Here is a 25,477-nt window from a genome sequence, read left to right as displayed (position 1 = left end):
GCTTACAGGGACTTCAGCGTGTCTTTCGGCAGCAGCGTGGTGATCGAACTTTTCTGCACAACGATATGGGTATTGTTGGCGATCTCGATGGTGATGTAGCTCTCGTTGACCTTGACGACTTTGCCGAGGATGCCGCCGGCGGTGACGACTTCATCGCCCTTGGACAGGGCGTCCATCATCGATTTCTGCTCTTTGGCGCGTTTTTGCTGGGGGCGGATCATCAGGAAATACATGACCACGAACATCAGGATCAGGGGCAGGAAGGTGCTCATGTTACCCATCAAACTGGTATCGGCGGCAGCGGGAGCAGCTTGCGCATAAGCGTTGGAAATAAACACGGGAGACTCCGATATTGAGGTTAGTTTCGTTAAAAAATCAGCGCTGTATTCTAGCACCGCATGCTCGCGACAAGCCAATCTGGCCTATGTGGCTGCCAACTTCGTTTTTGCAAGCGGGTGAAAGTTATATAATTTTCAACAATCCCCGGCCGCGTTTCTGATCTTCTACAATCAGTGGCGCCGTTTTTGCCCATCATCCTCGTCATTCCCGCGCAGGCGGGAATCCAATTCCGTTGAGCCGACTTTAGCTACGGTACGATCTTGGATTCCCGCCTGCGCGGGAATGACGGTTTTGCAACAAATCAGACACCGCGGGCGCGGCCGGCGTTGAATTCGAGGCGGAAGGCGTGGAAACGGTCGGCGTCGATCGCGTCGCGCATCTCGCTCATCAGCTTGAGGTAGTAGTGCAGGTTGTGGATCGTGTTCAGGCGCGCCCCCAGGATCTCTTTCGAGCGGTGCAGGTGATGTAAATACGCGCGCGAGAAGTTCTTGCAGCAGTAGCAGTCGCAGCTCTCGTCGAGCGGCCCCTGGTCGTCCTTGTAGCGCGCGTTCTTGATCTTCACATCCCCGAAACGCGTAAACAGCCAGCCATTGCGGGCATTCCGGGTCGGCATGACGCAGTCGAACATGTCGATCCCGTTGGCCACGCCGGCCACCAGGTCTTCCGGCGTGCCGACGCCCATCAGATAGTGCGGCTTGTTGGCCGGCAGGCGCGGGCCGACGTGTTCCAGCATGCGCATCATGTCTTCCTTCGGCTCGCCCACCGACAACCCGCCAATCGCAATGCCCGGAAAATTGATCTCTTCGAGCCCCGCCAGCGACTCATCGCGCAGGTTTTCGAACATGCCGCCCTGGACGATGCCGAACAGCGCGTTGGGATTTTCGCCCTGCGTGAATTCGTTCATCGAGCGCTGGGCCCAGCGCAGCGACATGCGCATCGATTGCGCCGCCTCCACCGAGGTGGCCGGACGGCCGTCGATTTCGTACGGGGTGCATTCGTCGAACTGCATGACGATGTCGGAGTTGAGCGCGCGCTGGATCTGCATCGATATCTCGGGCGACAAAAACAGCTTGCTGCCGTCGATGGGCGACGAGAACTTGACGCCCTCCTCGGTGATCTTGCGCATCGCGCCGAGCGAAAACACTTGGAAGCCGCCGGAGTCGGTCAGGATCGGCTTGTCCCAGCCCATGAAGCCGTGCAGGCCGCCGAATTTGTTGAGTACTTCGGTGCCCGGGCGCAGCCACAGGTGGAAGGTATTGCCCAAAATGATCTGCGAGCCGACCTCCTTGAGTTCGACCGGCGACATCGCCTTGACCGAGCCGTAGGTCCCGACCGGCATGAAGATCGGGGTTTCGATGACGCCGTGATTGAGCGTGAGGCGGCCGCGCCGCGCGTGCGACAGGCCGCTGGTGTCGGTCTTGAGAAGTTGGAAGTCGAGCATAGGATGTGGGATCTACTTGTTGTCGGTCGTGAGCAGCATGGCGTCGCCATAGCTGAAGAAGCGGTACTCGCTGGCGATGGCGTGCGCATAGGCGGCGCGGATGGCGTCATACCCGGCAAAGGCCGACACCAGCATCAGCAGGGTCGACTTGGGCAGGTGGAAGTTGGTGATCAGGCGCGTCACCGTCTTAAAGGTGTAGCCGGGCGTGATGAACAGGGCCGTGTCGGCGCTGCCGGCCACCAGTTGGCCCGACTGTGAGGCCGATTCGAGCGCGCGCAGGCTGGTGGTGCCGACAGCGACGATGGCGCGCCCGGCCGCTTTGGCGGCGCGCACGGCGTCCACGGTTTCCTGCGGCACGGTGTACCACTCGGTGTGCATCTTGTGCTCGGCCAGCGCTTCGACCCGCACCGGCTGGAAGGTGCCGGCGCCCACGTGCAGGGTCACGTAGGCGAAATTGACGCCCTTCGCGCTCAAGGCGGCCAGCAGCGCTTCGTCGAAGTGCAGGCCGGCCGTGGGCGCGGCCACCGCGCCCGGCTCGCGCGAGTACACGGTCTGGTAGCGCGTTTCGTCGAATTCGTCGGCGTCGTGTTCAATATAGGGCGGCAGCGGCAAGCGCCCGTGCGCTTCGATCAGTTCGAACACGTCGCCATCGAACACGAGGGTGAAGAATTCGCCGGCGCGCTCGCCCGCGGTGACGTCGAAGGCGTCGGCCAGGCGGATCCGGTTGCCGGGCTTGGGCGACTTGGAGGCGCGCACCTGGGCCAGCACGGTGCGGCTGTCGAGGATGCGCTCGACCAGCACCTCGACGTTGCCGCCGGTTTCCTTGACGCCGAAAAAGCGCGCCTTGAGCACGCGCGTGTCATTCATCACCAAGAGGTCGCCGGGGGCGAGCAGGTCGACGATGTCGGCGAACTGGCGGTCGACCAGGGCCGTCCCGTCCAGGTGCAACAGGCGGGAGGCGCTGCGGTTTGGCAGCGGCGTTTGCGCGATGCGCTCGGCGGGCAGGTCGAAATCGAAGTCGGAGAGCGAGTACATTCTGCTAATTTTGTAAAAAAGAGGGTCAAGAGCCGTACAATAAGGGCTCACGCGTGCAGGGCAACCCTCTATTTTACCCCCTTACGCACTGAAGTTGCTTCAATATGCCGCCGACCAAACCGAAAACACCACCGAAAACCAACGAAAGCAAGCTCGCCAAGCTGGGCCTGCACACCGACATGGACCTGGTGCTGCACCTGCCCATGCGCTACGAGGACGAAACCGTCGTGGTGTCGATCCGCGAAGCGTGCCTGCGCGGCGGCCATGTGTCGCAGGTCGAGGGCATCGTGACGAAAAACGAGATCAGCTTCCGTCCAAGGCGCCAGCTGCTCGTCACCATCGCCGACGAGAGCGGCGACCTGCTGCTGCGTTTCATGAATTTTTACGGCAGCCAGGTCAAGCAACTGGCCGAGGGCACGCGCGTGCGCGCCCGGGCGGAACTCAAGCATGGCTTCTTCGGGGCCGAGATGGTGCATCCATCGTACAAGGTGATTAACGAAGGCGCGCCGCTGCCGACCGTGCTCACGCCCGTGTATCCGTCCGGCGAAGGCTTGTCGCAGGCGATCTTGCGGCGCGCGATCGCCGACGCGATGAAGCGCATCGACTGGCGCGACACCCTGCCGCCGGCCCTGCGCGAAGAAATGAACCTGACCGATTTCGAGCCGTCGGTGCGCCTGCTGCACTATCCGCCGCAGGAAATCGACGCCCATTCGCTGGTCGAGCGCTCGCACCCGGCCTGGATCCGCATGAAATTCGACGAACTGCTGGCGCAGCAGCTCTCGCTCAAACGCGCGCAGCGGGCGCGCCGGGTCAAGGGTGCGCCGGTACTGAAGGCCGTCGGCGCGCTGTCGGAAGCGTTCCTGGGGCAGCTGCCGTTCAAGCTGACCGGCGCGCAGCAGCGCGTGCTCAAGGAAATCCGGGCCGACCTGAAAAACGGCTATCCGATGCAGCGCCTGCTGCAGGGGGACGTCGGCAGCGGCAAGACAGTGGTGGCGGCGCTGGCCGCCGCGCAGGCCATCGACAGCGGCTACCAGGCGGCCCTGATGGCGCCGACCGAAATTTTGGCCGACCAGCACTTCCGCAAGATCGCCGGCTGGATGGAGCCGCTCGGGGTGAAGGTGGCGTGGCTGACCGGCAGCCTGAAAAAGAAGGACAAGCTGGCCGCCACCGCCATGGTGGAGTCGGGCGAGGCGCAGCTGGTGATCGGCACGCACGCGCTGATCCAGGACACGGTGCAGTTTGCGAAACTGGGGCTGGTGATCGTCGACGAACAGCACCGTTTCGGCGTGGGCCAGCGCCTGACCCTGCGCAACAAGGGCAGCAACGGCAAGACGCCGCACCAGTTGATGATGTCGGCCACGCCGATTCCGCGCACCCTGGCGATGACCTATTACGCCGACCTGGAAGTGTCGATCATCGATGAACTGCCGCCGGGGCGCAGCCCGATCGTCACGCGCGCGATCGACCAGAACCGGCGCGACGAAGTCATCGAGCGGGTGCACGCGGCGGCGCTGGAGGGGCGCCAGATTTACTGGGTTTGTCCCTTGATCGAGGAGTCGGAGGCGCTGCAGTTGCAGACCGCCACCGATACGCACGCGATGCTGGCCGAGGCCCTGCCCGACTTGCAGGTGGGGCTGGTGCACGGGCGCCTCAAGGCGGCCGAAAAGCAGGAGGTGATGGATGCCTTCACCGCGAACGAGGTGCAGGTGCTGGTGGCCACCACCGTGATCGAGGTGGGGGTGGATGTGCCGAATGCGTCGCTGATGGTGATCGAGCACGCGGAACGCTTCGGCTTGTCGCAGCTGCACCAGTTGCGGGGACGGGTGGGACGCGGCTCGGCGGCCAGCGTGTGCCTGCTGCTATATCAGAGCCCGCTGGGGCCGATCGCCAAGCAGCGCTTGATGACCATGCGCGAGACCACCGATGGATTCGAGATTGCGCGCAGGGACCTGGAAATTCGCGGGCCGGGCGAGTTTTTAGGGGCGCGCCAGTCGGGCCAGGCGATGCTCAGGTTCGCCGACCTGGAGACCGACCAGTGGCTGGTGGAACAGGCGCGCGACGTGGCGCACAACCTGATTCACGAGGCGGTCGATGATGTGGTGGAAGCGCATCTGGCGCGCTGGCTGGGGGGCAAGGAGGAGTTTTTGAAGGTGTAGCCCGTCGTTCCCGCGAAGGCGGGAACCCAAGTCTGTTTCGTAGCCACAGGCGGCTATAACAACTTGGGTTCCCGCCGAGTGCCGCCTTGGCGCGGGAACGACGAGACAGTGGCGGGAACGACGAATCAGGCGTCCGAAGGATAGCGCAACCCAATCTGCCCGCGCATCGTATCGAGCACGCCCATCAGATGGAGCGTCTCGTCGAGCGGCATGCCCGGGCTTTCCAGCAGCCCCTCTTTAAGACAGCGCCCCACTTCCATCGCCTCGTGAACATAGCCGTTGCCCAGGTACGGGGTGTCAATCGTGCGCGCGCCGTCCGCCGTGGTCACGGTCACCGACTGCGCCCGGTGGAACATGGTATTCATGCGCACCTGCCCCAGGCTGCCGGACACGGTCAGCTCCGCCGGTGTCCTGGCCCTGAGCGAACAACTGCACACCGACATGCCGCCACCTTCGTGCCGCATGGTGAAGCCGGTCTGGATATCGACCCCGGTCTCGCCCATCAGCGCCATGGCGCGCACCTCGGCCACGGGCCCCAGCAGCGCGGCCGCAATCGAGAGCGGATAAATGCCCAAATCGAGCAGCCCGCCGCCGCCCAGCGCCGGATCATTCAGGCGGTGCAGCGGGTCCTGCGTGCCCGCGAAACCAAAATCGGCCGTCACCTGGTGCACCGTGCCGATCTCGCCGGACGCGATGATGCGCCGCACTTCGGCCAGCGCCGGCATGAAGCGCGTCCACATCGCCTCCATCAGGAACAGCTTCTTCTCGCGCGCCAGCGCCACGATGTGTTCCGCTTCGCCCAAGTTCATGGTGAAGGGCTTTTCGCACAGCACGCCCTTGCCGCCATTGAGAGCCATGACGGCATTATCGACGTGCATTGGGTGCGGGGTGCCGATGTAGACCACATCGATGTCCGCCGCGTCGGCCAGCGCTTGGTACGAGCCGTAGCTGGCAAGCGCGCCAAATTCGGCGCCGAAGGCTTGCGCACTTTCCAGGCTGCGCGACGCCACGCCGGCCAGCAGCGCGCCCGGCGTGTCGCGCAAGGCCGTCGCAAACGCGCGCGCGATCTTGCCCGTGCCCAGAATTCCCCAACGTACCGCTTCAGTCATGTGTTCTCCTCAAACGGCCCGCTTGGGCCGAAATACCGTGGTGTCGGCGTAAAACGCGTGGTCCTGCCCTTCCCACCAACCGGGCACGCCAAGCACCGGCAAGGGAGTAAAGCAGGCAGTGCTCAATCCTTGGTCCGCCAGTTCGGCGGCGACCCGGCCGTCGATCCAGGCGCGCCGTTGGTCGTGCGACAGCGCGAAGTACTCGTCGCCGACCACCACCACGCGCGTGTGCGCGGTGATCGCCTTGCGCGGCGCGACCAATTTTTCCATCAGCGCGTGGCCGAACAGCCAGACTTCGGCGTCCGGCCCAAAAGCGTCACGCCGTTCGTATAGTGCCTCAATCCAGCCGTGCGCGCGCAGGGCGGCCACCAGGCGCTCGCCCTCGCCGCCGGCGCGCACCACCAGCAGCGCCGAGTTTTCGTCGAAAATGGTGGCGCCGTCGCGCGCCGCGCCACGCGACTTGCCCACCCCGGCCAGCGCGATCTGCGCCGCCTGCAGGGCGTTCAATTGCTGCTTGATGCGCGGGAAGGTCAGCCACACAAGGCCATTGAAGAAGTCGTGCAGGTTCTCGCGCGTGGGCACGCAGCCGGTGGCGCCAATGAATTCTTCGTAGGCGCGCCCGTCCGGCAACTGGTCCTGCGGCACGAAGCGCAGCGGCAGGCCGCGCTGGTTGACCAGCGCCAGCGGCGCGGCAGCCGCGTTCAGGGCCTCGGCCACGCTGCCGACGTCAAGACCCAGGCGCGCAAACGCGGGGCGCACCGCGTCGTACCACGGGCGCGCCCAGTCAATCTGCGACAGCATCGCTTACAGCAGCTTCCAGTTAATCTGCTCGCCGGCGTTGAGCGGCGCCAGGGTGGAGTCGGCCATCGGCACGGTCTGCGGCAAGGTCCAGGCTTCGCGCTTGAGCGTGACCTGTTCGGTGTTGCGCGGCAGGTCGTAGAAATCCGGGCCGTGGAAGCTGGAAAAGGCTTCGAGCTTGTCGAGCGCACCGGCGCGTTCGAACGCTTCGGTGTACATCTCCATCGCGTGCAGCGCGGTGTAGCAGCCGGCGCAGCCGCACGAAGTCTCTTTGGCGCCCACCGCGTGCGGGGCCGAATCGGTGCCCAGGAAAAAGCGCTCGTCGCCGCTGGTGGCCGCCGTCATCAAGGCCAGGCGGTGTTCTTCGCGCTTGAGCACCGGCAGGCAGTAGTAATGCGGTCGAATGCCGCCCTTGAAGATCTCGTTGCGGTTGTACAGCAGGTGGTGCGCGGTGATGGTGGCGGCGATCGGGCCGTCGGCTTCGGCCACGTACTGCGCCGCGTCCTTGGTGGTGATGTGCTCGAAGACGATTTTCAGCTCGGGCATGTCGCGCCGCAGCGGACGCATGACGCGCTCGATGAAGACTGCCTCGCGGTCGAACAGGTCGATCTCCTGGTCGGTCACTTCGCCGTGCACCAAAAAGGGCATGCCGACTTCCTGCATCACTTCGAGCGTCTTGTAGCAGCGCGCCAGGTCGGTCACGCCGGCGTCGGAATTGGTGGTGGCGCCGGCCGGGTAGAGCTTGACGGCGTGGACAAAGCCGCTGTCCTGGGCGCGCCGGATTTCGTCCGGGTCGGTGTTGTCGGTCAGGTAGAGCGTCATCAGCGGCTCGAAACGCATGCCGGCCGGCAGCGCGGCCAGGATGCGCTCGCGGTAAGCCTGGGCCATGGCGGTGGTGGTGACCGGGGGTTTGAGGTTGGGCATGACGATGGCGCGCGCGAACTGGCGCGCGCTGTGCGGCAGCACGCTGGCCAGGGCGGCGCCGTCGCGCAGGTGCAGGTGCCAGTCGTCGGGGCGGGTGATGGTCAGGCTCTGGGGGGTATCGATGGTGGACATGGCGGCTTTCGGAAAACGGATGCGGTATTTTAACCTCCGAAGGCGACCAATCGCTCGTGATTCCTCTAAGAAACATGACGCACGTTTGAACCTGCTGCTTGCATTCGCCTCGGGAGCTTGAGATATTGGCGTTTCAAACGCGACGCATGGAGTCCACCTTGAAAACCGCCAACTTCCCTTCTCTTCGAGTCACACCAGAAGTGAGCAACGCCGCCGGAAGCGCACTGGAAAGTGGCGCATCCCTGTCCTGCTCTGGCGCGGAATCGGTGCGGCGACAGATCCGGCAGCGCCGCGCCCAGCGCCGCTTTATCGAACGCGGCTTGGCCTCGCGCGACTCGGCACTGCAAAGCGGCGACTATTACACCACCGGCGATATACTGCGCGATCTCGATGGCATACTTGCGCAAGTTGACGCGAGGTTGACCCGCTAGGCTGCCGCGCTTAGTGAATGATCCGGGCCAAAAACTCGCGCGCCCGCTCGGAGCGCGGCGCCGTGAAGAATTCCTGGGTCGGGCTGTCTTCGACGATGCGGCCGTGGTCCATGAACAAAATGCGCCCGGCGACCTTGCGCGCAAAGCCCATTTCGTGGGTGACGACCATCATCGTCATGCCTTCCTGCGCCAGGCCGACCATCACATCGAGCACTTCGTTGATCATTTCCGGGTCGAGCGCGGAGGTGGGCTCGTCGAACAGCATGGCGATCGGGTCCATCGACAGTGCGCGCGCGATCGCCACGCGCTGCTGCTGCCCGCCCGATAACTGGCTGGGGTATTTATCCTGCTGCGCCAGGAGGCCCACCCGGTCCAGGTACTGCAAGCCCTTGGCGGTGGCTTCTTCCAGGCTGCGCCCGAGCACCCGGGTCTGGCCGAGCGTCAGGTTTTCGCGTACCGACAGGTGCGGGAACAGCTCGAAATTCTGGAACACCATGCCGATGCGCGCGCGCAGGGCCGACAGGTCGGTCTTTTTGTCGCCCACCGAGACGCCGTCGACCCGTACTTCGCCTTGCTGAAACGGTTCGAGCCCGTTGACGGTCTTGATCAGGGTCGACTTGCCGGAGCCGGACGGACCGCAGATAACCACCACGTCGCCCTTGCCCACCTCGGTCGTGCAGTCGGCCAGCACCTGGAACTGGCCATACCACTTACTGACATTTTTTAGTTCGATCATGTTGTTTTTCGTCTGTTCTGATAGAGAAGGTGCGAGCTTGACAGCACCTGCGGCCCCTAGGATACTGCGGAACTTGCCAAGAAAATCATCACATAACTGGCTGGTTCGCTCACAAAATAACGCTATTTTGCCCGAGAATGCAGGGAAACCGGCTTTCCGCTGTCCCTGACGCCACCGAATCGACCCAAATACAGGACGCACAGCCCATGAACCAGAAAAACCGCCTCACCCTCTACATCCTTCTGGCCCTCGTGCTCGGGGTGGTGCTCGGGTATGCCATCAATGTCAGCGCGCCGAACCCGGCCGCCTTCGCCGAATACATGTCGCTGGTAACCACGCTGTTCCTGCGCCTGATTAAAATGATCATCGCGCCGCTGGTGTTTTCGACCCTGGTGGTCGGCATCGCCAAGATGGGCGACGCCAAGGAAGTCGGCCGCATCGGCGCCAAGGCGCTGGGCTGGTTCGTGCTGGCCTCGATCATGTCGCTTTCGCTCGGCCTGATCCTGGTCAACCTGTTCCGCCCCGGCGACGCCATGGTGGCTCACCTGCCGCCGGCCGGCGCGGTGTCGGGCATCGTCACCAGCAGCCTGACGCTGAAGGAATTCGTCACCCACCTGGTGCCGTCGTCGATCGTGGACGGCATGGCCAAGAACGAAATCCTGCAGATCGTGATCTTCTCGCTGTTCTTCGGCACCGCCGCCGCGGCGGTCGGCGCGCGCGCCAATCCGATGATCGAAGCCATCGACGGCGTTGCCCACGTCATGCTCAAGGTGACCGGCTATGTGATGAACCTGGCCCCGATCGCGGTGCTGGCGGCGGTTTCGGGCATCATCGCCAAGAGCGGCATCGGCATCCTGTCGACCTACGGCATTTTCATGGGCGAGTTCTACATCGCCATCGGCGTGTTGTGGGTGGCGCTGACGATTGCCGGCTTCCTGTTCCTGGGACCGCGCGTGTTTGCGCTGCTTCGCGAAGTGCGCGAGCCGACCATCCTGGCATTTTCCACCGCGTCGTCGGAAGCGGCGTTTCCAAAAACGCTGGAAGGCCTGGAGCGCTTCGGTGTGCGCAACCGTATCGCCGCGTTTGTGCTGCCGATCGGTTATTCGTTCAACCTCGATGGCTCGATGATGTACTGTACCTTCGCCACCGTATTCATCGCCCAGGCTTATGGCATCGAGATGTCGCTGTCGACCCAGCTGACCATGATGCTGGTGCTGATGCTCACCTCCAAGGGCATGGCCGGCGTGCCGCGCGCCTCGCTGGTGGTGATCGCCGCCACCCTGGGCCAGTTCAACATTCCTGAAGCAGGCCTGCTGCTGCTGCTCGGTATCGACCACTTCCTCGACATGGCGCGTTCGGCCACCAACGTGATCGGCAATGCCATCGCCACGGCGGTCGTGGCCAAGTGGGAGGGTGAATTGAGCGACCCTGGCGCGGTCGAACCGGCTACTTCGCCGCTCAAATAAATACACGCATGCCCGGGGGCGGAAAAGCACAGCTTTTCCGCCCTTTGCTTTTGGGCCTTGGCCGCACTTCTGCATATCGAATTCATGTATGCTCTTTTGCCATCATTTTTCTCGGGAGACCCGCAATGCTCAAGCTGTCCGCCATCGGTATTTTGCTCGCTTGCGGTAGTGCGCAAGCCGCCACCCAGACCGTCGATTGCGGACGCCTGCTCGATGTCAAAACCGGCGCCTGGCGCGACAAGGTGAGCATCGTCATCGAGGATGGCGTCATCAAGTCGGTCGGGCCGATGAGCGCGGGCGCGGGCGCGGGCGCGAACGCGGACGCTAACCCGACAGCGGGCCGCGTCGACCTGTCGGCCCACTCCTGCCTGCCCGGCCTGATCGACATGCACGTGCACCTGACCGGCGAAACCCAGAAGCAGGCCGACGCCCTGCGCGACGCCATCAGCCTCAATCCCGCCGACCATGCCTACCGCTCCGTCGTCTTCGCCGAACGCACCCTCAAAGCCGGTTTTACCACCGTGCGCGACCTGGGCGCGAGCGATGGCCTGAACGTCTCGCTCAAGCGCGCCATTGCGGCCGGCAGCATTCCCGGCCCGCGCATGTTCACGTCGGGGAAATCGATCGCGACCACCGGCGGGCACGCCGATCCGACCAATAATTTTTCGCAGCGCTTGAGCCATGCACTGGGCACGCCGGGACCGAACGAAGGCGTGGTCAATAGCGCCGAAGGCGCGCGCGAAGCGGTGCGTGCCCGCTACAAGGAAGGCGCGGACCTGATCAAGGTCACCGCCACCGGCGGTGTGTTGAGCCAGGCCCGCAACGGCCAGAACGCCCAGTACACCGAGGACGAGCTGCGCGCCATCGTCAGCACCGCCAAAGATTACGGCTTCCGGGTCGCGGCACACGCGCACGGCACCGAAGGCATCAAGCGCGCGCTGCGCGCCGGGATCGACTCGATCGAACACGGCACCATCATGGACGACGACACCATCGCCCTGTTCAAGAAGCACGGCGCCTGGTATGTGCCGACCATGTCGGCCGGCCGCTACGTGGCCGACAAGGCCAGGGACCCGGATTACTATTCGCCGCTGGTGCGCCCGAAAGCGGCCGCCATCGGCCCGCAGATCCAGGCCACCTTCGCGCGCGCCTACAAGGCCGGCGTGAAGATCGCCTTCGGCACCGATGCCGGCGTGTTCCCGCACGGCGAGAACGCGAAGGAATTCGCCTACATGGTCGAAGCGGGCATGGCGCCGCTCGAAGCGATCCGCGCGGCCACCCTGAACGCCGCCGCCCTGCTCGACCAAGGCACCCGCCTCGGTTCCGTGGAACCGGGCTATGCGGCCGACATCATCGCCGTTGCCGGCGACCCGCTGCGCGACATCGCGCTCCTGCAGCAGGTGCGCTTTGTGATGAAAGACGGCGTCGTCTACAAACAACCATAAACATCAATCCAAGGAGAACCCATGTTGTATCAAAAAACCACCCGATCGATGATCGCCCTGTTCGCCATGCTGGTGGCGGTGAGCAGTGCGGTGCAGGCCGAAAGCGCCGCGCCCAAGCTGGCCAACGTGACCATCCTGGCCACCGGCGGCACCATCGCCGGCACCGGCGCGAGCAGCACCACCACGGTCGGCTACACAGCCGCCACGGTGGGCGTGCAAAACCTGATCAAGGCGGTGCCGGAACTGTCCAAGGTGGCCAACGTCACCGGCGAGCAGGTGTTCCAGATCGCCAGCGAGAACATGAGCAACGAGCATTGGCTCACGCTGGCCAAGCGCGTCAACGTGCTGCTGGCGCAGAACAACGTCGATGGCGTCGTCATCACGCACGGCACCGACACGCTGGAAGAAACCGCGTACTTCCTCAACCTGGTGGTCAAGAGCCGCAAACCGGTGGTGCTGGTCGGGGCGATGCGTCCATCGACCGCGCTGTCGGCCGACGGCCCGATCAACCTGTATAACTCGGTGATGCTGGCCGCCAGCCCGGAAGCGGTCGGCAAGGGCGTGCTGGTGGCGATGAACGACCAGATCCAGTCCGCGCGCGATGTCACCAAGGTCAATACCTCGACCCTGGACTCTTTCCGCACGCCGGAACTGGGCCTGCTCGGCTACATCCAGGGCAGCAAGCCTTTCTTCTATCGCCAGTCGGTGCGCAAGCACACGACCGAGACCGAGTTCGATATCGGCGCGCTGACGTCGCTGCCGCAGGTCGACATCGTGTACGGTTATGCGAACATGAATCCGGTGGCGGTGGACGCCTTTATGGCGGCCGGCGCGAAGGGCATCATCCACGCTGGCGTGGGCGACGGCAGCCTGGCCGGCAAAGTGGTGCCGTCGTTGAAAGCGGCGCGCGCCAAGGGCGCGATCATCGTGCGCGCCAGCCGCGTGGGACAGGGCATTTTGGCGCGCAACGGCGAAGCCAATGACGATCAGCTGGACTTCGTGGCCGCCGATACGCTCAATGCGCAAAAGGCGCGCATCCTGCTGATGCTGGCGCTGACCAAAACCAACAGCACCAAGGAAATCCAGCGCATGTTCTACACCTACTAACTGGTTCAAGGGTGGGCACGACGTGCCCACCTGGTTATTCCACGTCGAGCGGCGACTCCGCCTCTTCCTCTTCCTGCTTGGCCTGCTGCCGTTCCCACATCTGGGCGTACAAGCCGTTCGCCGCCAACAGCGCATAATGCGTTCCCCGTTCCACGATGCGTCCGTGATCGAGCACCAGAATCTGCTCGGCGTCGGCCACCGTCGAGAGGCGGTGCGCGATCACCAGGGTGGTGCGGTTCTTTGCGATTTCCTTCAACTGCGCCTGGATCGCCTGTTCGGCCTTGGAGTCGAGGGCGGAGGTGGCTTCGTCGAAAATCAAAATCGCCGGGTCCTTGAGCAGGGTGCGCGCAATGGCCACGCGCTGCTTTTCGCCGCCCGACAGTTTGAGTCCCCGTTCGCCCACCATGGTGGCGTAACCGTCCGGCAGCGATTCGATGAAGTCGTGGATGGAGGCGGCGCGCGCGGCGGCGACGATGTCGTCCTTGCTCGCTCCCGGCTTGCCGTAGGCGATGTTGTATTCGATGGTGTCGTTGAACAGCACCGTATCCTGCGGCACGATGCCGATCGCCCGGCGCAGCGACTCCTGGGTGACGTTGCGCAGGTCCTGGCCGTCGATGGTAATCGCACCGCTGTTGACGTCATAAAAGCGGAACAACAGGCGCGACAAGGTCGACTTGCCGGAGCCGCTGTGGCCCACCACGGCGGTGGTGGTGCCGGCCGCAATCGTGAAATCGACGTCGAACAAAATCTGGCGCTTCGATTCGTAGCTGAAGTTCACGTTCGAGAACGCGACCTGGGCGCCGTGGGTGACGAGCGCTTTGGCGTCCTTGCTGTCGGCCACTTCGCGGTTCTGGTCCAGCAGCGAGAACAGGCGCTCCATGTCGGCCAGGCTTTGCTTGATTTCGCGGTAGATCACGCCCAGGAAGTTGAGCGGGATGTAGAGCTGGATCATGAAGGAGTTCACCAGCACCAGGTCGCCCAGGGTCATGGTGCCGGCGATCACGCCTTCGGTCGCGCGCCACAGAATCAGGGTGACGGCGGTGGCGATGATCAGCGATTGCCCGGTGTTCAGGACCGACAGCGAGGTCTGTGACTTGACGCCGGCGTTCTCGTAGTTTTTCAAGCCTTCGTCGTAGCGCGCCGCTTCGTAGTCTTCGTTGCCGAAGTATTTGACGGTTTCGTAGTTGATCAGCGAGTCGATGGCCTTGGTGTTGGCCTTGGAATCGAGGTCGTTCATGGTGCGCCGGAAGTGGGTGCGCCAGTCGGTCACGATGACGGTAAACGCAATGTAGGTCACCAGCGCCACGCCGGTAATGGCGCTGAACCAGATGTCGTAGTGGGTGACCAGATAGCCCAGCACCAGCGTAATCTCGACCAGGGTCGGCAAGATGTTAAACAGGGTGTACGAGATGAGCGAGCTGACGCCGCGCGTGCCGCGCTCGATATCGCGCGTCATGCCGCCGGTCTGGCGGTTCAGGTGAAAGCGCAGCGACAGCGCGTGCAGGTGGCGGAACACGCGCAGCGCGATGGTGCGCACGGCGCGTTGCGTCACGCGCGCGAACAAGAATTCGCGCAGCTCGGTGAAGACCGTGGTCGACAGGCGCAGCAGGCCGTAGGCGACCAGCGCGCCGAGCGGCAGCACCAGCAGCGCCTTCGGGTTCGATGGATTGATGGTCAGCTGGTCGATCAGGTTTTTCATCACCAGCGGCACGCCAACGTTGGCCAGCTTGGCCGCGATCAGGCAGCCCAGCGCCGCCATGACGCGCCATTTGTATACCCACAGGTAGGGAATCAGGGTCTTCAAGGTGCCCCAGTCGCTGCGGGGCGGGGCGTTCGGGTCGACGGGAGGCGGAGGGGAAGAATTACGGCGCATGGCGGAGCTCGGGGATTTGTGGTTCAATTCCGGTCGATTGTAGCCTTTCAAGAGATTTTACGATGACCACGCCAGAAAACGCCGTACCTGCTCCTGCCTCCGCTCCCGCCCCCCGAGGACTCCCAGCCGGCAAAATGCCCGAGCTGCGGGTCATGCCCGCGCCGTCCGACGCTAACGTCTACGGCGATGTGTTCGGCGGCTGGATCATGGCGCAGGTCGATATCGCCGGCTCGCTGCCGGCCACCCGGCGCGCCAACGGGCGCGTGGCCACCGTCGCGGTGAACTCGTTCGTCTTCAAAAACCCAGTGTTCGTCGGCGATCTGCTGTCTTTTTATGCCGATATCACCAAGGTGGGGAATACCTCGATCACGGTTTACGTGGAAGTCTACGCCGAGCGTAACCGCCTGCAGGCCAACACCGTCAAGGTGACCGAGGCCACCTTGACCTATGTCGCCACGGGCGACGACCGCAAGCCGCGCAAGGTGCCGGCGCTCGATGAGTTGATCTTCCCGCAAGACCGTTAAGTGGACCGGCCGCGCCGCCACTTCCTCCGGTACGCGGCGCTGGCCGCCGGCGGCATCGCCCTTCCGGGTGCCCACGCGCGCGCGCCCGGCACGGATTATCCTTTCAGCCTGGGGGTGGCCTCCGGCTCTCCCCTGCCCGACTCGGTGGTGCTGTGGACGCGCATCCTGAACGATCCCTTGAACGCCGCGGCCACGCCGCCGGTCGCCTTTTCGGTGCGCTGGGAAGTGGCGCACGACCAGGCGTTCACCCGCATCGCGGCCAGGGGCACGACCAGCGCGCTGCCGGCGCTGGCGCACAGCGTGCATGTGGACGTGCGCGGACTGGAACCGGCGCGCTGGTACTGGTATCGCTTCATGCTGGGCGACGCGGTCAGCCCGGCCGGACGCACGCGCACCGCGCCGGCGACAGATTCCATGCCGGCCGCGCTCAAGCTGGCGGTGGCCTCGTGCCAGCACTGGGAATTCGGCAGCTACGCCGCGCACCGCCACATCGCCGCCGCCGCGCCCGACCTGGTGGCGTTTTTGGGCGACTATATATATGAGTGGGGGCCGTACCAGTTGGCGCACCCTGCTTCGGCCGTGCGCACGGCCGAATCGTTTTCGCTGGCCGAGTACCGCGCGCGCTACGCCCAGTACAAGAGCGACCCCGATTTGCAGGGTGCGCACCTGGCGGCGCCGTGGATCGTGACCTGGGACGACCACGAGGTGGCCAACGATTACGCGGGCGAGCGCGACGAACGGCTCGATGCCGGCTTTGCGCTGCGGCGCGCGGCGGCGTACCAGGCGTTTTATGAGCATATGCCGCTGCGGCTGGTGCTGGCGCGGCCGGGCGACTACGCCGGCATGCGCATGTACCAGCGCTACGACTGGGGACGGCTGGCGCGCTTTCATGTGCTCGACGACCGCCAGTACCGCGCCACGCATGCTTGCGCGCCGGCGCGACGGGGCGGTTCGAGCTCGGTCACGCGCGCCTGCGCGGCGCTGCGCGACCCGGGCCGCTCGATGCTGGGGCGCGCGCAGGAGACGTGGCTGGCCGAGGGGTTCACTTCGTCGAAGGCGCGCTGGAACCTGATCGCGCAGCAAACGCCGATGGCGCAATCGAGCCAGGTGCCGGTGCTCAAGCCCACCGACGGGCGCTTCTGGAATGATGGGTGGGATGGCTATCCGGTGGCGCGCCAGCGGCTGTTCGAGGCGCTGGGCAAGAGCGGCGCGGCCAATCCGGTGGTGCTGGCGGGCGATGTGCACACGTTTTATGCGTCGGACTTGCTGGGTGACTTCAACCGGCCGTCGTCCAAGCGCAATCCGGTCATTGCGACCGAGTTTTGCGGGACCTCGGTGACGTCGGGCTCACGGCCGCAGGCGCGCACCTTGCAGTATCTGGAGATGAACCCGCATACCAAATACGGGCGCAGCGACAAGCGCGGGTTCATGCTGATGGATGTGACGCCTGACAAGACCACGACGGTGTTCGTCGGGCTGGACGATGTGCGCAATGCGCAGTCGGGCAAGGCGACGCTGGCGAGCTTTGAAGTGGCCAACGGTAAAGCGGGAGCGCGCCAAGTCTAGCAGACTGCCGGACTTGGGATCGTCGGCTGCTAGCGGCTCCCGCCGGGATCAAGCCGTGACGACCGGCGCCGGGTCGCGCAGTTCGCGGCGCAGGATCTTGCCGACGTTGGTTTTCGGAAGATCGGTGCGGAACTCGATGTACTTCGGCTTTTTGTAGGCCGTGAGCTGCTCCTTGCAGAATTCGAGCAGGTCTTCCGCCGTCAGGTTCGGGTCCTTGCGAACCACGAACAGCTTGACCGCTTCGCCCGAATTATGGTCCGGCACGCCGATGCACGCGCATTCGAGCACGCCCGGATGCGACGAGATCACGCTCTCGATTTCGTTCGGATAGACGTTAAAGCCCGAGACCAGAATCATGTCTTTCTTGCGGTCGACGATCTTGGTGTACCCACGTTCATCCATGATGCCGATGTCGCCGGTCTTGAAGAAACCGTCGGCGGTCATCGACTTGGCGGTTTCGTCGTCGCGCTTCCAGTAGCCGGCCATGACCTGCGGGCCGCGGATGCCGATTTCGCCGCGCTCGCCGAGCGGCACGTGATTGCCGTTGTCGTCGAGGATGGCGATGTCGGTGGACGGATACGGCAGGCCGATCGAGCCGGTGAATTCCTTGATGTCGCAGCGGTTGGCGGTGGCCACCGGGGACGTTTCGGACATGCCGTAGCCTTCGATGATCGGGGTGCCGGTCAGCTTGAGCCAGCGGTCCGCCACCGACTGCTGCACCGACATGCCGCCGCCGTTGCACACCTTGTAGCTGGAAAAATCGAGCTTGGCGAATTCGGCGTTGTTGAGCAGGCCGTTGTACAGGGTATTAACCGCCGGGAACACGTTGATGCGGTATTTGCTCAACTCCTTGACGAAGCCCGGCATGTCGCGCGGGTTCGGAATGAGCAGGTTCATGCCGCCCAGGCGGGTGGACATGAGCGAGCACACGGTGAGCGAGTAGATATGGTACAGCGGCAGCGCGCACACGAATTGCAGTTGCTGGTTCTTGGGCAGGGTGTCGAGGGTCGGCTGCAGCCAGGCTTCGTTCTGCAGCACGTTGGCGATCACGTTCTTGTGCAGCAGGACCGCGCCCTTGGACACGCCGGTGGTGCCGCCGGTGTACTGCAAGAAGGCGATGTCGTCGTGGCCGAGCGTGGCCGGCGTGAGCGTCAGGCGCGCGCCTTCAGCGAGCACCTTGTTGAACGGAACCGCGTCCGGCAGCGAAAACGCCGGCACCATTTTTTTGACCTTGCGCACCACCAGGTTGACGATCATGCCTTTCAGGGGACCGAGCAGGTCGCCCATGGTGGCCATGATGACGTGCTTGACCTGGGTCTTGGCCAGCACTTCCTGCACCGTGTGGGCAAAGTTTTCCAGCACCACGATGGCTTCGGCGCCCGAGTCGATCATCTGGTGCTGCAGCTCGCGCGGGGTGTAGAGCGGGTTGACGTTGACGATCACGTAGCCGGCGCGCAGCACGGCGGCCATGGCCACCGGATATTGCAGCACATTGGGCAGCATGATGGCCACGCGCGCGCCGGGTTTCAGGCCGCGGCTTTGCAGCCAGGCGCCCATCTGCGCCGACATGCGGTCCAGTTCCGCGTAGGTGATGGACTTGTCCATGCAAACGTAGGCCTTGCGGTCGGCGTACTTGCGGAACGCTTCTTCCAGCAGGTGGGTGAGCGAGCGGTATTGCGTGTAATCGATTTCCGCAGGCACGCCTTCCTGGTACGACTTAAGCCAAAACTTGTCCATCTATGCCTCGTCTGTTATCTATGACTGTGAATGCAAAAGACCGCCCGCAGGCGGTCGTGCCGCTTAAATCAGCGAATGCGTTGTTACCTGATGCGATACGGCCGGCAGCGCTTACGCCGCCGGCTTTTCGTCGCGCAGCACGCGGCGCAGGATCTTGCCGACGTTGGTTTTCGGGAGCTCGCTGCGGAATTCGATGTACTTCGGCTTTTTATAGCCGGTAAATTCCTGCTTGCAGTAAGCCATCAATTGTTCGACCGTCAGGGTCGGGTCTTTACGCACCACGAACACCTTGACCGCTTCGCCCGAATGCTCGTCCGGCACGCCGACGCAGGCGCATTCGAGCACGCCCGGGTGCTTGGCGATGACTTCTTCGAGTTCGTTCGGGTACACGTTAAAGCCGGAAACCAGGATCATATCCTTTTTACGGTCCACGATTTTTACGAAGCCGTGCTCGTCCATGATGCCGACGTCGCCCGATTTGAAGAAGCCGTCGGCCGTCATGACCTTGGCCGTTTCGTCCGGACGGTTCCAGTAGCCGGCCATGACCTGCGGGCCGCGGATCGCGATTTCGCCCGACTGGCCCAGCGCCACCGGCTTGCCGTCGTCGTCGAGGATCGCAACGTCGGTCGACGGCACCGGCATGCCGATGTGGCCCGTGAATTCGGTCAGGTCGGAACGGTTGCAGGTGGCCACCGGCGACGTTTCGGACAGGCCGTAGCCTTCGATGATGCAGGTGCCGGTCGCCTTTTTCCATTTGTCGTTGACGGCCTGCTGGGTCGCCATGCCGCCGCCGTTGGAAATCTTCAGGCCCGAGAAATCGACCTTGGCGAAATCGGGATGGTTGAGCAGCGCGTTATACAGGGTATTGACCGCCGGCAGCATGTTGATCTTGTATTTGCACAGTTCCTTGATAAAGCCGCCGATATCGCGCGGATTGGGAATCATGATATTCAGGGCGCCCACGCGCATGCCCCACATGGCGCAGCAGGTCAGTGCAAAGATATGGTACAGCGGCAGCGCGCACACGATCACCACCTGCTCGACCACGGGCGCCTTGATCAGCGCCGGCTGCGACCAGGCTTCGCTTTGCAGGACGTTGGCGATCACGTTGCGGTGGGTCAGCGTCGCACCTTTCGATACGCCCGTGGTGCCGCCCGTGTACTGCAGGAAGGCGACATCGGTGGCGCTCGCCTTGACCGGGTTAAACGTCATCTTTTCGCCCTGCGCCAGCACGTCCTTGAAGCGCACGGCGTTGGGCAGCGAAAAGGCGGGCACCATTTTCTTGACGTTGCGCACGACAAAATTGACGATCGCGCCTTTGAGGCCACCGAGCAGCTCGCCCATGCTGGCCACCACGATGTGCTTGACCGGCGTTTTGGCGAGGACTTGTTCGAGGGTGTGGGCAAAATTTTCCAGGACGATAATCGCTTCGCTGCCGGAATCGGTGAGCTGGTGCTCCAGTTCGCGCGGCGTATACAGCGGGTTGACGTTGACCACGGTGTAGCCGGCGCGCAGGATGGCGGCGATGGCGATCGGATATTGCAGCACATTGGGCATCATCACGGCCACGCGCGCGCCCTTGGAAAGGCCGCGGCTCTGGAGCCAGGCCGCCATGCGTTTCGAATACTGGTCGAGCTCGGCATAGGTGAGGAATTTGTCCATGCAGACGTAGGCGTTGCGGGTCGCAAATTTCTTGAAGGACTCTTCGAGCAATTGCACCAGCGAGCCGTACTGGTCGGGATCGATCTCCGCAGGGACGTTCGCGGGATAGGATTTCAGCCAAATCTTGTCCATATGTGCCTCAGTCTCAATATTATCGTTATGTGGGTTCGGCGCACATTGCCGACCAGTATTTTTTGCACTCAAGAAAATAAACCGAGCGTGCGCTTTATTACGCTGTCTGTGATGCTATCGGGCGATGCGCTTCGATGCAAGCGCTTTTGCTGGTATTTCAGACAGGCTTGATGCACGCACCTTTTGGTGCGGTGCCGCAACACCCATTGGTATGGCGAAAAATTGCCGGCGTTTGTTCAGGCGCCGGCCAGCGCTTTCAGGCGGCGGTGGCGCTCGTCGCGGTCGAGTTCGGCCAAGGCCTTGGCGGCGGCGTAGAAACGCGGAAAAGTTTTTTCGCGCGCCAGCAGGGCGCGGAAGGCCGGGATGAAATCGTTGTAGGTGGCGATCGAGGCCAGGTGGGCGTTCGAGAGCGGCTCGGCGAAAAAGCGGTCGTAGCCGGCATAACCGCCCCAGCTCGCCTTGAGCAGCTGGTAATCGTCCTGCAACTTCTGGAACAGGCGGGCTTTGCTGGCGCGTTTTTCGGCCACGCTGGCTTTGGACGCGTAGGCTTTGTCGAGCGCATCGCGGCAGCCCAGCAGCAGGGAGAGGAATTGTTTCTTGCGCGCCGAGATGGCGAGGTAGTTCGCGCGCATGGTTTCGTTACCGTAACCGCTGAGCCAGCGTTCGACGCCGGCCTCTTCCACCGCGCTGGCGAAGGATTCGTTAAATTGCGAGTCGCCCGCCACGTAGACCACCTGGTGCGACAACTCGTGGAATATCAGGCGCGCCAGTTCGGCGTCGGGATAGTGGATGAAGGTGGAAATGAGCGGATCGTTGAACCAGCCCAGGGTGGAATACGCCGGCACGCCGCCGACCGAGACATCGTTGCCTTCCTCGCGCAGCACACGCGCGTACTCGGTGGCGTCTTCCTTGCTGTAGTAGCCGCGGTAGGTGACGCAGCCGGCCACCGGGAAGCACCACTGGATCGGTTTCAAGGACAGTTCCGGCGCGGCCACCACGTTCCACAGCACAAACGGCCGGCTCAGGGCCGCGTAATTCTTGTAGCTGTTGTTGTCGGGCAGGCCCAGTTCCTTGACGGCGAAGGTGCGGATCTGGCGCGCCGTGGCCAGGCGCACGCGCAGCTTGGCGTCGGTGGCCTGGTCGTTCAGCCAGTCGTCGATGGAGCGCGCGTCGGACAGCAGGGTCAGCTGGCCCTGGGCCGCCTGGCGGTAATAATTCAGGCTGGAACAACTTGCCAGCAGCAATGCCGCCGTGCCTGCCATCAGGCCGTTGCGGGCCCGTCTGCTGAGTTTCATCGCGCACCCCCTTTGGGTTTTACACCTTTTCCACCTGCACCAGCGTATCGTAAAAGGTCGGCGCGCGGCCCATGTCGGTCAGGCGCTGGCTGGTCACTTCATTGGCGTTCTTGCCGTCGCTGGCGAGTTTCTTCCACCATACCGACAGGCCCACCACCAGCCCGGCGCGCGCTTTCGGCGTGACCCGCGCCTTGGCGACAAAGGCGCCGCGGTCGTTGAAAATGCGCACCATCTGGCCATGCTCGATGCCGCGCGCGGCGCTGTCGTCGGGATGGATGTCGAGATGCGGTTCGCCTTCGGTCGCGCGCAGGCTGGTCACGTTGACAAACGTCGAGTTCAGGAAATTGCGCGCCGGCGGGGAAATCATGGCCAGCGGATATGTTGCCGCCAGCACCGGGTTGCTCGCCACCGATTCGTAGGGCGGAATATGCGCCGGCAGCGGGTCGAGGCCGTCGGCGAGCATGCTGGCCGAATAGAATTCGCACTTGCCCGATGGCGTGGGGAAACCGCCTTCGGCAAAGGGCGCGGCCGGCATCGCCAGTTTTTGCCAGCCCTTGCGCTTGAGCGATTCCCAGTCGAAATGAATCGCGCGCGGATGGCTGGCATCGAACGATTGCGCGGCCAGTTGGTCGTCGGTTTCCTGGAAGCACGGGTCGTCGAAACCCATGCGCGCGGCCAGCAAGCGGAAGATTTCCGTGTTGGGCTTGGCTTCGCCCAGCGGCGCGATGGCGGCATTGTTGGCCATCATGTACAGGTGGCCATAGGTGCTGTGGGCGTCCACGTGTTCCAGCTGGGTGGTGGCGGGAAGCAAGATGTCGGCATAGTCGGCGCTGTCGGTCTGGAAATGTTCGAGCACGACGGTAAACAGGTCGTCGCGCGCAAAGCCGCGCATGACCTTGTCGGAATCGGGGGCGATCGCCAGCGGGTTGGCGTTGTAGACGATCACGGCCTCGATCTTGGGGCCGAATTCGCTTGATGTGTCGCGCAGCAAATCGTCGCCGATGGTGGTCATGTTGATGGTGCGTACCGGCTGCTTGAGCAAGTCCGGGCGCTGCAGCTTTTGCTTGTTGACCGGGAACGAGCCCGACAACGACAACTGGACCCCACCGGCCGCATGGCGCCAGGCGCCGACCAGGGCCGGCAGGCAGGTGATGTTGCGCACAGCCATGCCGCCGCCGCGTACGCGTTGCACGCCGTAATTGGTGCGGATCGCCACCGGTTCGCCGCGCCGGGACGTCTCGCCGTATTCGCGCGCCAGGTTTTCGACTTCCTCGGGCGTAATGCCGCAGGTGTCGGCGACGCGCTGCGGCGGCCATTCGGCGGCGCGTTCTTTCAGTTGCTCGTAGCCCAGGGTATAGCGGGCGATGTAATCGTCGTCGACCAGATTGTCGCGGATCAGCACATGCATGAGGCCCAGCGCCAGCGCGGCATCCGTGCCGGGCAGCAGGGCAATGTGCTGGTGGCATTTTTCGGCCGTCAGGGAGCGATACGGGTCGATCGCGATCAGGCGCGCGCCCTTGCGCTTGGCTTCCTGCGCGCGCATCCAGAAATGCAGGTTGGAGGCGATCGGGTTGCCACCCCAGATGATGATCAGTTTGGCATCCTGGAACTGCTCGACATCGGTGCCGATGGTGGCGCCAATCGTGTATTTATAGCCGGTAAAGCCGGCCGTGGCGCAGATGGTGCGGTCAAGCAGGGATGCGCCGAGATGGTGGAAAAAGCGCGCCGACATCGAATCGCCCTGCACCAGGCCCATGGTGCCGGCGTAACTGTACGGCAGGATCGCTTGCGGGGCGCGCGCGGCGATTTCTGTTAACCGGCTGGCAATGGTCTCGATCGCTTCGTCCCAGCTGATGCGCTCGAACTTGCCCTCGCCCTTGTTGCCGATCCTGCGCATGGGATGCAGCAGGCGCTCGGCGTGGTAGGTGCGTTCGGCATAGCGCGAGACCTTGGTGCACAGCACGCCGGCCGTGGTCGGATGGTCGGGGTCGCCTTTGACTTCGGTGGCGACGCCGTCTTCCACGGTGATGAGCAGGGCGCAGGTATCGGGACAGTCGTGCGGGCAGGTGGCCCTCACTTGGGTGGTGGTCATTGCAAGATCCAGGGAAACAGGTGTTGAAACCCTTACTTTATACGATTCCGGGACTGTTGTTGAAAAGCAGGTCCGGTCTGCCAGCCTGATGCCCAGAAGGACTACAAAACTGCCACAAATGGGTTAACATTCCAGCATGAGTGGAGAATGATATGAACCTTGTTGAACCGATTATCGCCTTCCAGGGTGCGCTGGAGCAGATCCGGCGCGACCTGCACGCGCACCCGGAATTGTGTTACGAAGAAGTCCGCACCGCCGACGTGGTCGCGGCCCGCCTGACCGAATGGGGCATCCCCATCGTGCGCGGCCTGGGCCTGACGGGCGTGGTGGGCATCATCCGGAACGGCACCTCCACGCGCGCGATCGGATTGCGGGCCGACATGGATGCCTTGCCGATGCAAGAAATCAACAGCTTCGAGCATGCCTCTCGCCATCCGGGCAAGATGCACGCCTGCGGCCACGACGGCCATACGGCCATGCTGCTGGGCGCGGCGCATCATTTGGCGAAACACCGCAATTTCGACGGCACCGTGTACCTGATTTTCCAGCCGGCCGAAGAAGGCGGCGCTGGCGCGCGGCGCATGATGCAAGACGGCCTGTTCGAGCAGTTTCCGATGGATGCCGTGTACGGCATGCACAACTGGCCGGGCATGCCGATGGGCACTTTCGGCGTGGTGGCGGGGCCGATGATGGCGTCCAGTAACGAGTTCCGCGTGGTGGTCAAGGGCAAGGGTTGCCATGCGGCCCAGCCGCATCGCGGGGTCGACCCGGTCATGGTGGCGGTGCAGATCGCCCAGGCGTGGCAGACAATCATGTCGCGCGAGAAAAGTCCGCTCGATACGGCGGTGTTGTCGATTACGCAAATTCACGCGGGCAGCGCCACCAATGTGATTCCCGACGAAGCGGTGCTGATCGGCACCGTGCGCACCTTCACCACGCCGGTGCTGGACCTGATCGAGCAACGCATGGGCGAGATGGCGCAGCATTGCGCGGCGGGTTTCAATGCCACGGTCGACTTCCAGTTCAAGCGCAACTATCCACCGCTGGTCAATCATGCGCGCGAAACGGCCTTTGCGGTCGAGGCGATGACGGCCGTGGTGGGGCATGACATGGTCAATGCGAATACCGAGCCGACCATGGGGGCGGAGGATTTCGCCTTCATGCTGCAGGAAAAGCCGGGGTGCTATGTGTTCATCGGCAATGGCGAAGGCGACCATCGCGCCGGCGGTCACGGGCTGGGGCCATGCCAGTTGCACAACGCCAGCTACGATTTCAACGATAACTTGTTGCCGATCGGCGCCAGCTACTGGGTGCGGCTGGCCGAAATGCAGCTGGCGCCGGCTAAAGACTAGCAGCCTGTCGGACTTGGGGAGTCGAAGCGAAAAAATAGCTGGGCGAGGCCAGATTTTGACGATTTCGCAGTGCCAATAGCGAGCTATTGGCCGAGAAAGCGGCGAAATATGGACCGTCCCAGGTA

General features: G+C 63.6%; 20 protein-coding genes. 8 read left to right on the top strand and 12 right to left on the bottom strand.

Going from position 1 to position 25,477, the window contains the following annotated elements:
- Positions 1–2: 2 nt before the first annotated feature.
- From yajC to queA, 3 genes are all read right to left on the bottom strand, one after another.
- Entirely contained in the window at positions 3–338 is a 336-nt protein-coding gene (yajC, locus tag F0185_RS12300; RefSeq protein ID WP_167224776.1) for a preprotein translocase subunit YajC, read from the bottom strand.
- 302 nt (positions 339–640) lie between these two features.
- Positions 641–1,780, bottom strand: coding sequence for a tRNA guanosine(34) transglycosylase Tgt (gene tgt, locus F0185_RS12295; protein WP_054265073.1), 1,140 nt, complete (start codon positions 1,778–1,780; stop codon positions 641–643).
- Between the two features lie 12 nt (positions 1,781–1,792).
- Complete coding sequence (gene queA / locus F0185_RS12290) at positions 1,793–2,815, bottom strand: tRNA preQ1(34) S-adenosylmethionine ribosyltransferase-isomerase QueA (protein WP_167224774.1); 1,023 nt, start codon at positions 2,813–2,815, stop codon at positions 1,793–1,795.
- A gap of 104 nt (positions 2,816–2,919) precedes the next feature.
- Here queA and recG point away from each other — a divergent pair, with 104 nt between their 5' ends.
- Positions 2,920–4,971 (top strand): ATP-dependent DNA helicase RecG, encoded by a 2,052-nt coding sequence (gene recG, locus F0185_RS12285; RefSeq protein WP_167224772.1) that lies wholly within the window; start codon positions 2,920–2,922, stop codon positions 4,969–4,971.
- A 125-nt stretch (positions 4,972–5,096) separates the two neighbouring features.
- Here recG and F0185_RS12280 read toward each other — a convergent pair whose 3' ends face one another.
- Genes F0185_RS12280 through pyrC form a run of 3 tightly spaced genes read right to left on the bottom strand, consistent with a single transcriptional unit; the run spans position 5,097 to position 7,934 of the window.
- On the bottom strand, positions 5,097–6,080 hold the full coding sequence (locus F0185_RS12280) for a Gfo/Idh/MocA family protein (protein WP_167224770.1): 984 nt from the start codon (positions 6,078–6,080) through the stop codon (positions 5,097–5,099).
- Between the two features lie 9 nt (positions 6,081–6,089).
- A complete protein-coding gene (locus tag F0185_RS12275) occupies positions 6,090–6,881 on the bottom strand; it encodes a DUF3025 domain-containing protein (RefSeq protein WP_167224768.1) in 792 nt (263 codons plus the stop codon).
- A gap of 3 nt (positions 6,882–6,884) precedes the next feature.
- Positions 6,885–7,934 carry a dihydroorotase gene (gene pyrC / locus F0185_RS12270; RefSeq protein ID WP_167224766.1) on the bottom strand — a complete coding sequence of 350 codons (1,050 nt, stop codon included), beginning with the start codon at positions 7,932–7,934 and terminating at the stop codon, positions 6,885–6,887.
- Positions 7,935–8,092: 158 nt separating this feature from the next.
- Between pyrC and F0185_RS12265 the strand changes: the two genes are divergently transcribed.
- Complete coding sequence (locus F0185_RS12265; RefSeq protein ID WP_167224763.1) at positions 8,093–8,365, top strand: prevent-host-death protein; 273 nt, start codon at positions 8,093–8,095, stop codon at positions 8,363–8,365.
- Between the two features lie 10 nt (positions 8,366–8,375).
- Here F0185_RS12265 and F0185_RS12260 read toward each other — a convergent pair whose 3' ends face one another.
- The gene (locus F0185_RS12260; protein WP_167224761.1) at positions 8,376–9,101 is read right to left on the bottom strand and encodes an amino acid ABC transporter ATP-binding protein; all 726 of its coding nucleotides are present in this window, start codon (positions 9,099–9,101) and stop codon (positions 8,376–8,378) included.
- Positions 9,102–9,307: 206 nt separating this feature from the next.
- On the opposite strand from F0185_RS12260, the gene F0185_RS12255 reads away from it, so the two are divergent.
- From F0185_RS12255 to F0185_RS12245, 3 genes are all read left to right on the top strand, one after another.
- A complete protein-coding gene (locus F0185_RS12255; RefSeq protein WP_167224759.1) occupies positions 9,308–10,567 on the top strand; it encodes a dicarboxylate/amino acid:cation symporter in 1,260 nt (419 codons plus the stop codon).
- Positions 10,568–10,692: 125 nt separating this feature from the next.
- Complete coding sequence (locus F0185_RS12250; RefSeq protein WP_167224757.1) at positions 10,693–12,012, top strand: metal-dependent hydrolase family protein; 1,320 nt, start codon at positions 10,693–10,695, stop codon at positions 12,010–12,012.
- Between the two features lie 66 nt (positions 12,013–12,078).
- Positions 12,079–13,119 (top strand): type II asparaginase, encoded by a 1,041-nt coding sequence (locus F0185_RS12245; RefSeq protein WP_370664011.1) that lies wholly within the window; start codon positions 12,079–12,081, stop codon positions 13,117–13,119.
- A 34-nt stretch (positions 13,120–13,153) separates the two neighbouring features.
- On the opposite strand, the gene F0185_RS12240 is transcribed toward F0185_RS12245, so the two are convergent.
- Entirely contained in the window at positions 13,154–14,992 is a 1,839-nt protein-coding gene (locus F0185_RS12240) for an ABCB family ABC transporter ATP-binding protein/permease (protein ID WP_167224753.1), read from the bottom strand.
- A 62-nt stretch (positions 14,993–15,054) separates the two neighbouring features.
- Between F0185_RS12240 and F0185_RS12235 the strand changes: the two genes are divergently transcribed.
- A complete protein-coding gene (locus F0185_RS12235; RefSeq protein ID WP_167224751.1) occupies positions 15,055–15,516 on the top strand; it encodes an acyl-CoA thioesterase in 462 nt (153 codons plus the stop codon).
- Positions 15,517–17,082 (top strand): alkaline phosphatase D family protein, encoded by a 1,566-nt coding sequence (locus F0185_RS12230; protein WP_167224749.1) that lies wholly within the window; start codon positions 15,517–15,519, stop codon positions 17,080–17,082.
- A 48-nt stretch (positions 17,083–17,130) separates the two neighbouring features.
- On the opposite strand, the gene F0185_RS12225 is transcribed toward F0185_RS12230, so the two are convergent.
- The 4 genes from F0185_RS12225 to F0185_RS12210 all read right to left on the bottom strand — a co-directional run bounded on the left by F0185_RS12225 (position 17,131) and on the right by F0185_RS12210 (position 24,000).
- Entirely contained in the window at positions 17,131–18,819 is a 1,689-nt protein-coding gene (locus F0185_RS12225) for a long-chain fatty acid--CoA ligase (RefSeq protein WP_166897267.1), read from the bottom strand.
- Positions 18,820–18,930: 111 nt separating this feature from the next.
- Complete coding sequence (locus F0185_RS12220; protein ID WP_167224747.1) at positions 18,931–20,613, bottom strand: long-chain fatty acid--CoA ligase; 1,683 nt, start codon at positions 20,611–20,613, stop codon at positions 18,931–18,933.
- A 236-nt stretch (positions 20,614–20,849) separates the two neighbouring features.
- A complete protein-coding gene (locus F0185_RS12215) occupies positions 20,850–21,908 on the bottom strand; it encodes an aminopeptidase (protein ID WP_167224745.1) in 1,059 nt (352 codons plus the stop codon).
- 19 nt (positions 21,909–21,927) lie between these two features.
- Positions 21,928–24,000, bottom strand: a complete 2,073-nt coding sequence (locus tag F0185_RS12210) for a molybdopterin-containing oxidoreductase family protein (protein ID WP_167224743.1) — start codon at positions 23,998–24,000, stop codon at positions 21,928–21,930.
- Between the two features lie 152 nt (positions 24,001–24,152).
- On the opposite strand from F0185_RS12210, the gene F0185_RS12205 reads away from it, so the two are divergent.
- Positions 24,153–25,352: a M20 aminoacylase family protein gene (locus tag F0185_RS12205; protein WP_167224741.1), complete on the top strand. Its 1,200-nt coding sequence runs from the start codon at positions 24,153–24,155 to the stop codon at positions 25,350–25,352.
- Positions 25,353–25,477: the final 125 nt, after the last annotated feature.

Origin of the sequence: Massilia rubra, assembly GCF_011682065.1 — a bacterium.
Classification (GTDB): domain Bacteria; phylum Pseudomonadota; class Gammaproteobacteria; order Burkholderiales; family Burkholderiaceae_D; genus Telluria_A; species Telluria_A rubra.
The sequence above is the reverse complement of the archived record's forward strand: the minus strand, read 5'-3'. Positions and strand labels throughout refer to the sequence as shown.

Excerpts from the sequence above, each read along its gene's own strand:
- tgt (WP_054265073.1), bottom strand. The coding sequence starts at position 1,780 with ATGCTCGACTTCCAACTTCTCAAGACCGACACCAGCGGCCTGTCGCAC.
- queA (WP_167224774.1), bottom strand. The coding sequence starts at position 2,815 with ATGTACTCGCTCTCCGACTTCGATTTCGACCTGCCCGCCGAGCGCATC.
- recG (WP_167224772.1), top strand. The coding sequence starts at position 2,920 with ATGCCGCCGACCAAACCGAAAACACCACCGAAAACCAACGAAAGCAAG.
- F0185_RS12280 (WP_167224770.1), bottom strand. The coding sequence starts at position 6,080 with ATGACTGAAGCGGTACGTTGGGGAATTCTGGGCACGGGCAAGATCGCG.
- F0185_RS12275 (WP_167224768.1), bottom strand. The coding sequence starts at position 6,881 with ATGCTGTCGCAGATTGACTGGGCGCGCCCGTGGTACGACGCGGTGCGC.
- pyrC (WP_167224766.1), bottom strand. The coding sequence starts at position 7,934 with ATGTCCACCATCGATACCCCCCAGAGCCTGACCATCACCCGCCCCGAC.
- F0185_RS12260 (WP_167224761.1), bottom strand. The coding sequence starts at position 9,101 with ATGATCGAACTAAAAAATGTCAGTAAGTGGTATGGCCAGTTCCAGGTG.
- F0185_RS12255 (WP_167224759.1), top strand. The coding sequence starts at position 9,308 with ATGAACCAGAAAAACCGCCTCACCCTCTACATCCTTCTGGCCCTCGTG.
- F0185_RS12250 (WP_167224757.1), top strand. The coding sequence starts at position 10,693 with ATGCTCAAGCTGTCCGCCATCGGTATTTTGCTCGCTTGCGGTAGTGCG.
- F0185_RS12245 (WP_370664011.1), top strand. The coding sequence starts at position 12,079 with ATGCTGGTGGCGGTGAGCAGTGCGGTGCAGGCCGAAAGCGCCGCGCCC.
- F0185_RS12240 (WP_167224753.1), bottom strand. The coding sequence starts at position 14,992 with ATGCGCCGTAATTCTTCCCCTCCGCCTCCCGTCGACCCGAACGCCCCG.
- F0185_RS12235 (WP_167224751.1), top strand. The coding sequence starts at position 15,055 with ATGACCACGCCAGAAAACGCCGTACCTGCTCCTGCCTCCGCTCCCGCC.
- F0185_RS12225 (WP_166897267.1), bottom strand. The coding sequence starts at position 18,819 with ATGGACAAGTTTTGGCTTAAGTCGTACCAGGAAGGCGTGCCTGCGGAA.
- F0185_RS12220 (WP_167224747.1), bottom strand. The coding sequence starts at position 20,613 with ATGGACAAGATTTGGCTGAAATCCTATCCCGCGAACGTCCCTGCGGAG.
- F0185_RS12215 (WP_167224745.1), bottom strand. The coding sequence starts at position 21,908 with ATGAAACTCAGCAGACGGGCCCGCAACGGCCTGATGGCAGGCACGGCG.
- F0185_RS12210 (WP_167224743.1), bottom strand. The coding sequence starts at position 24,000 with ATGACCACCACCCAAGTGAGGGCCACCTGCCCGCACGACTGTCCCGAT.
- F0185_RS12205 (WP_167224741.1), top strand. The coding sequence starts at position 24,153 with ATGAACCTTGTTGAACCGATTATCGCCTTCCAGGGTGCGCTGGAGCAG.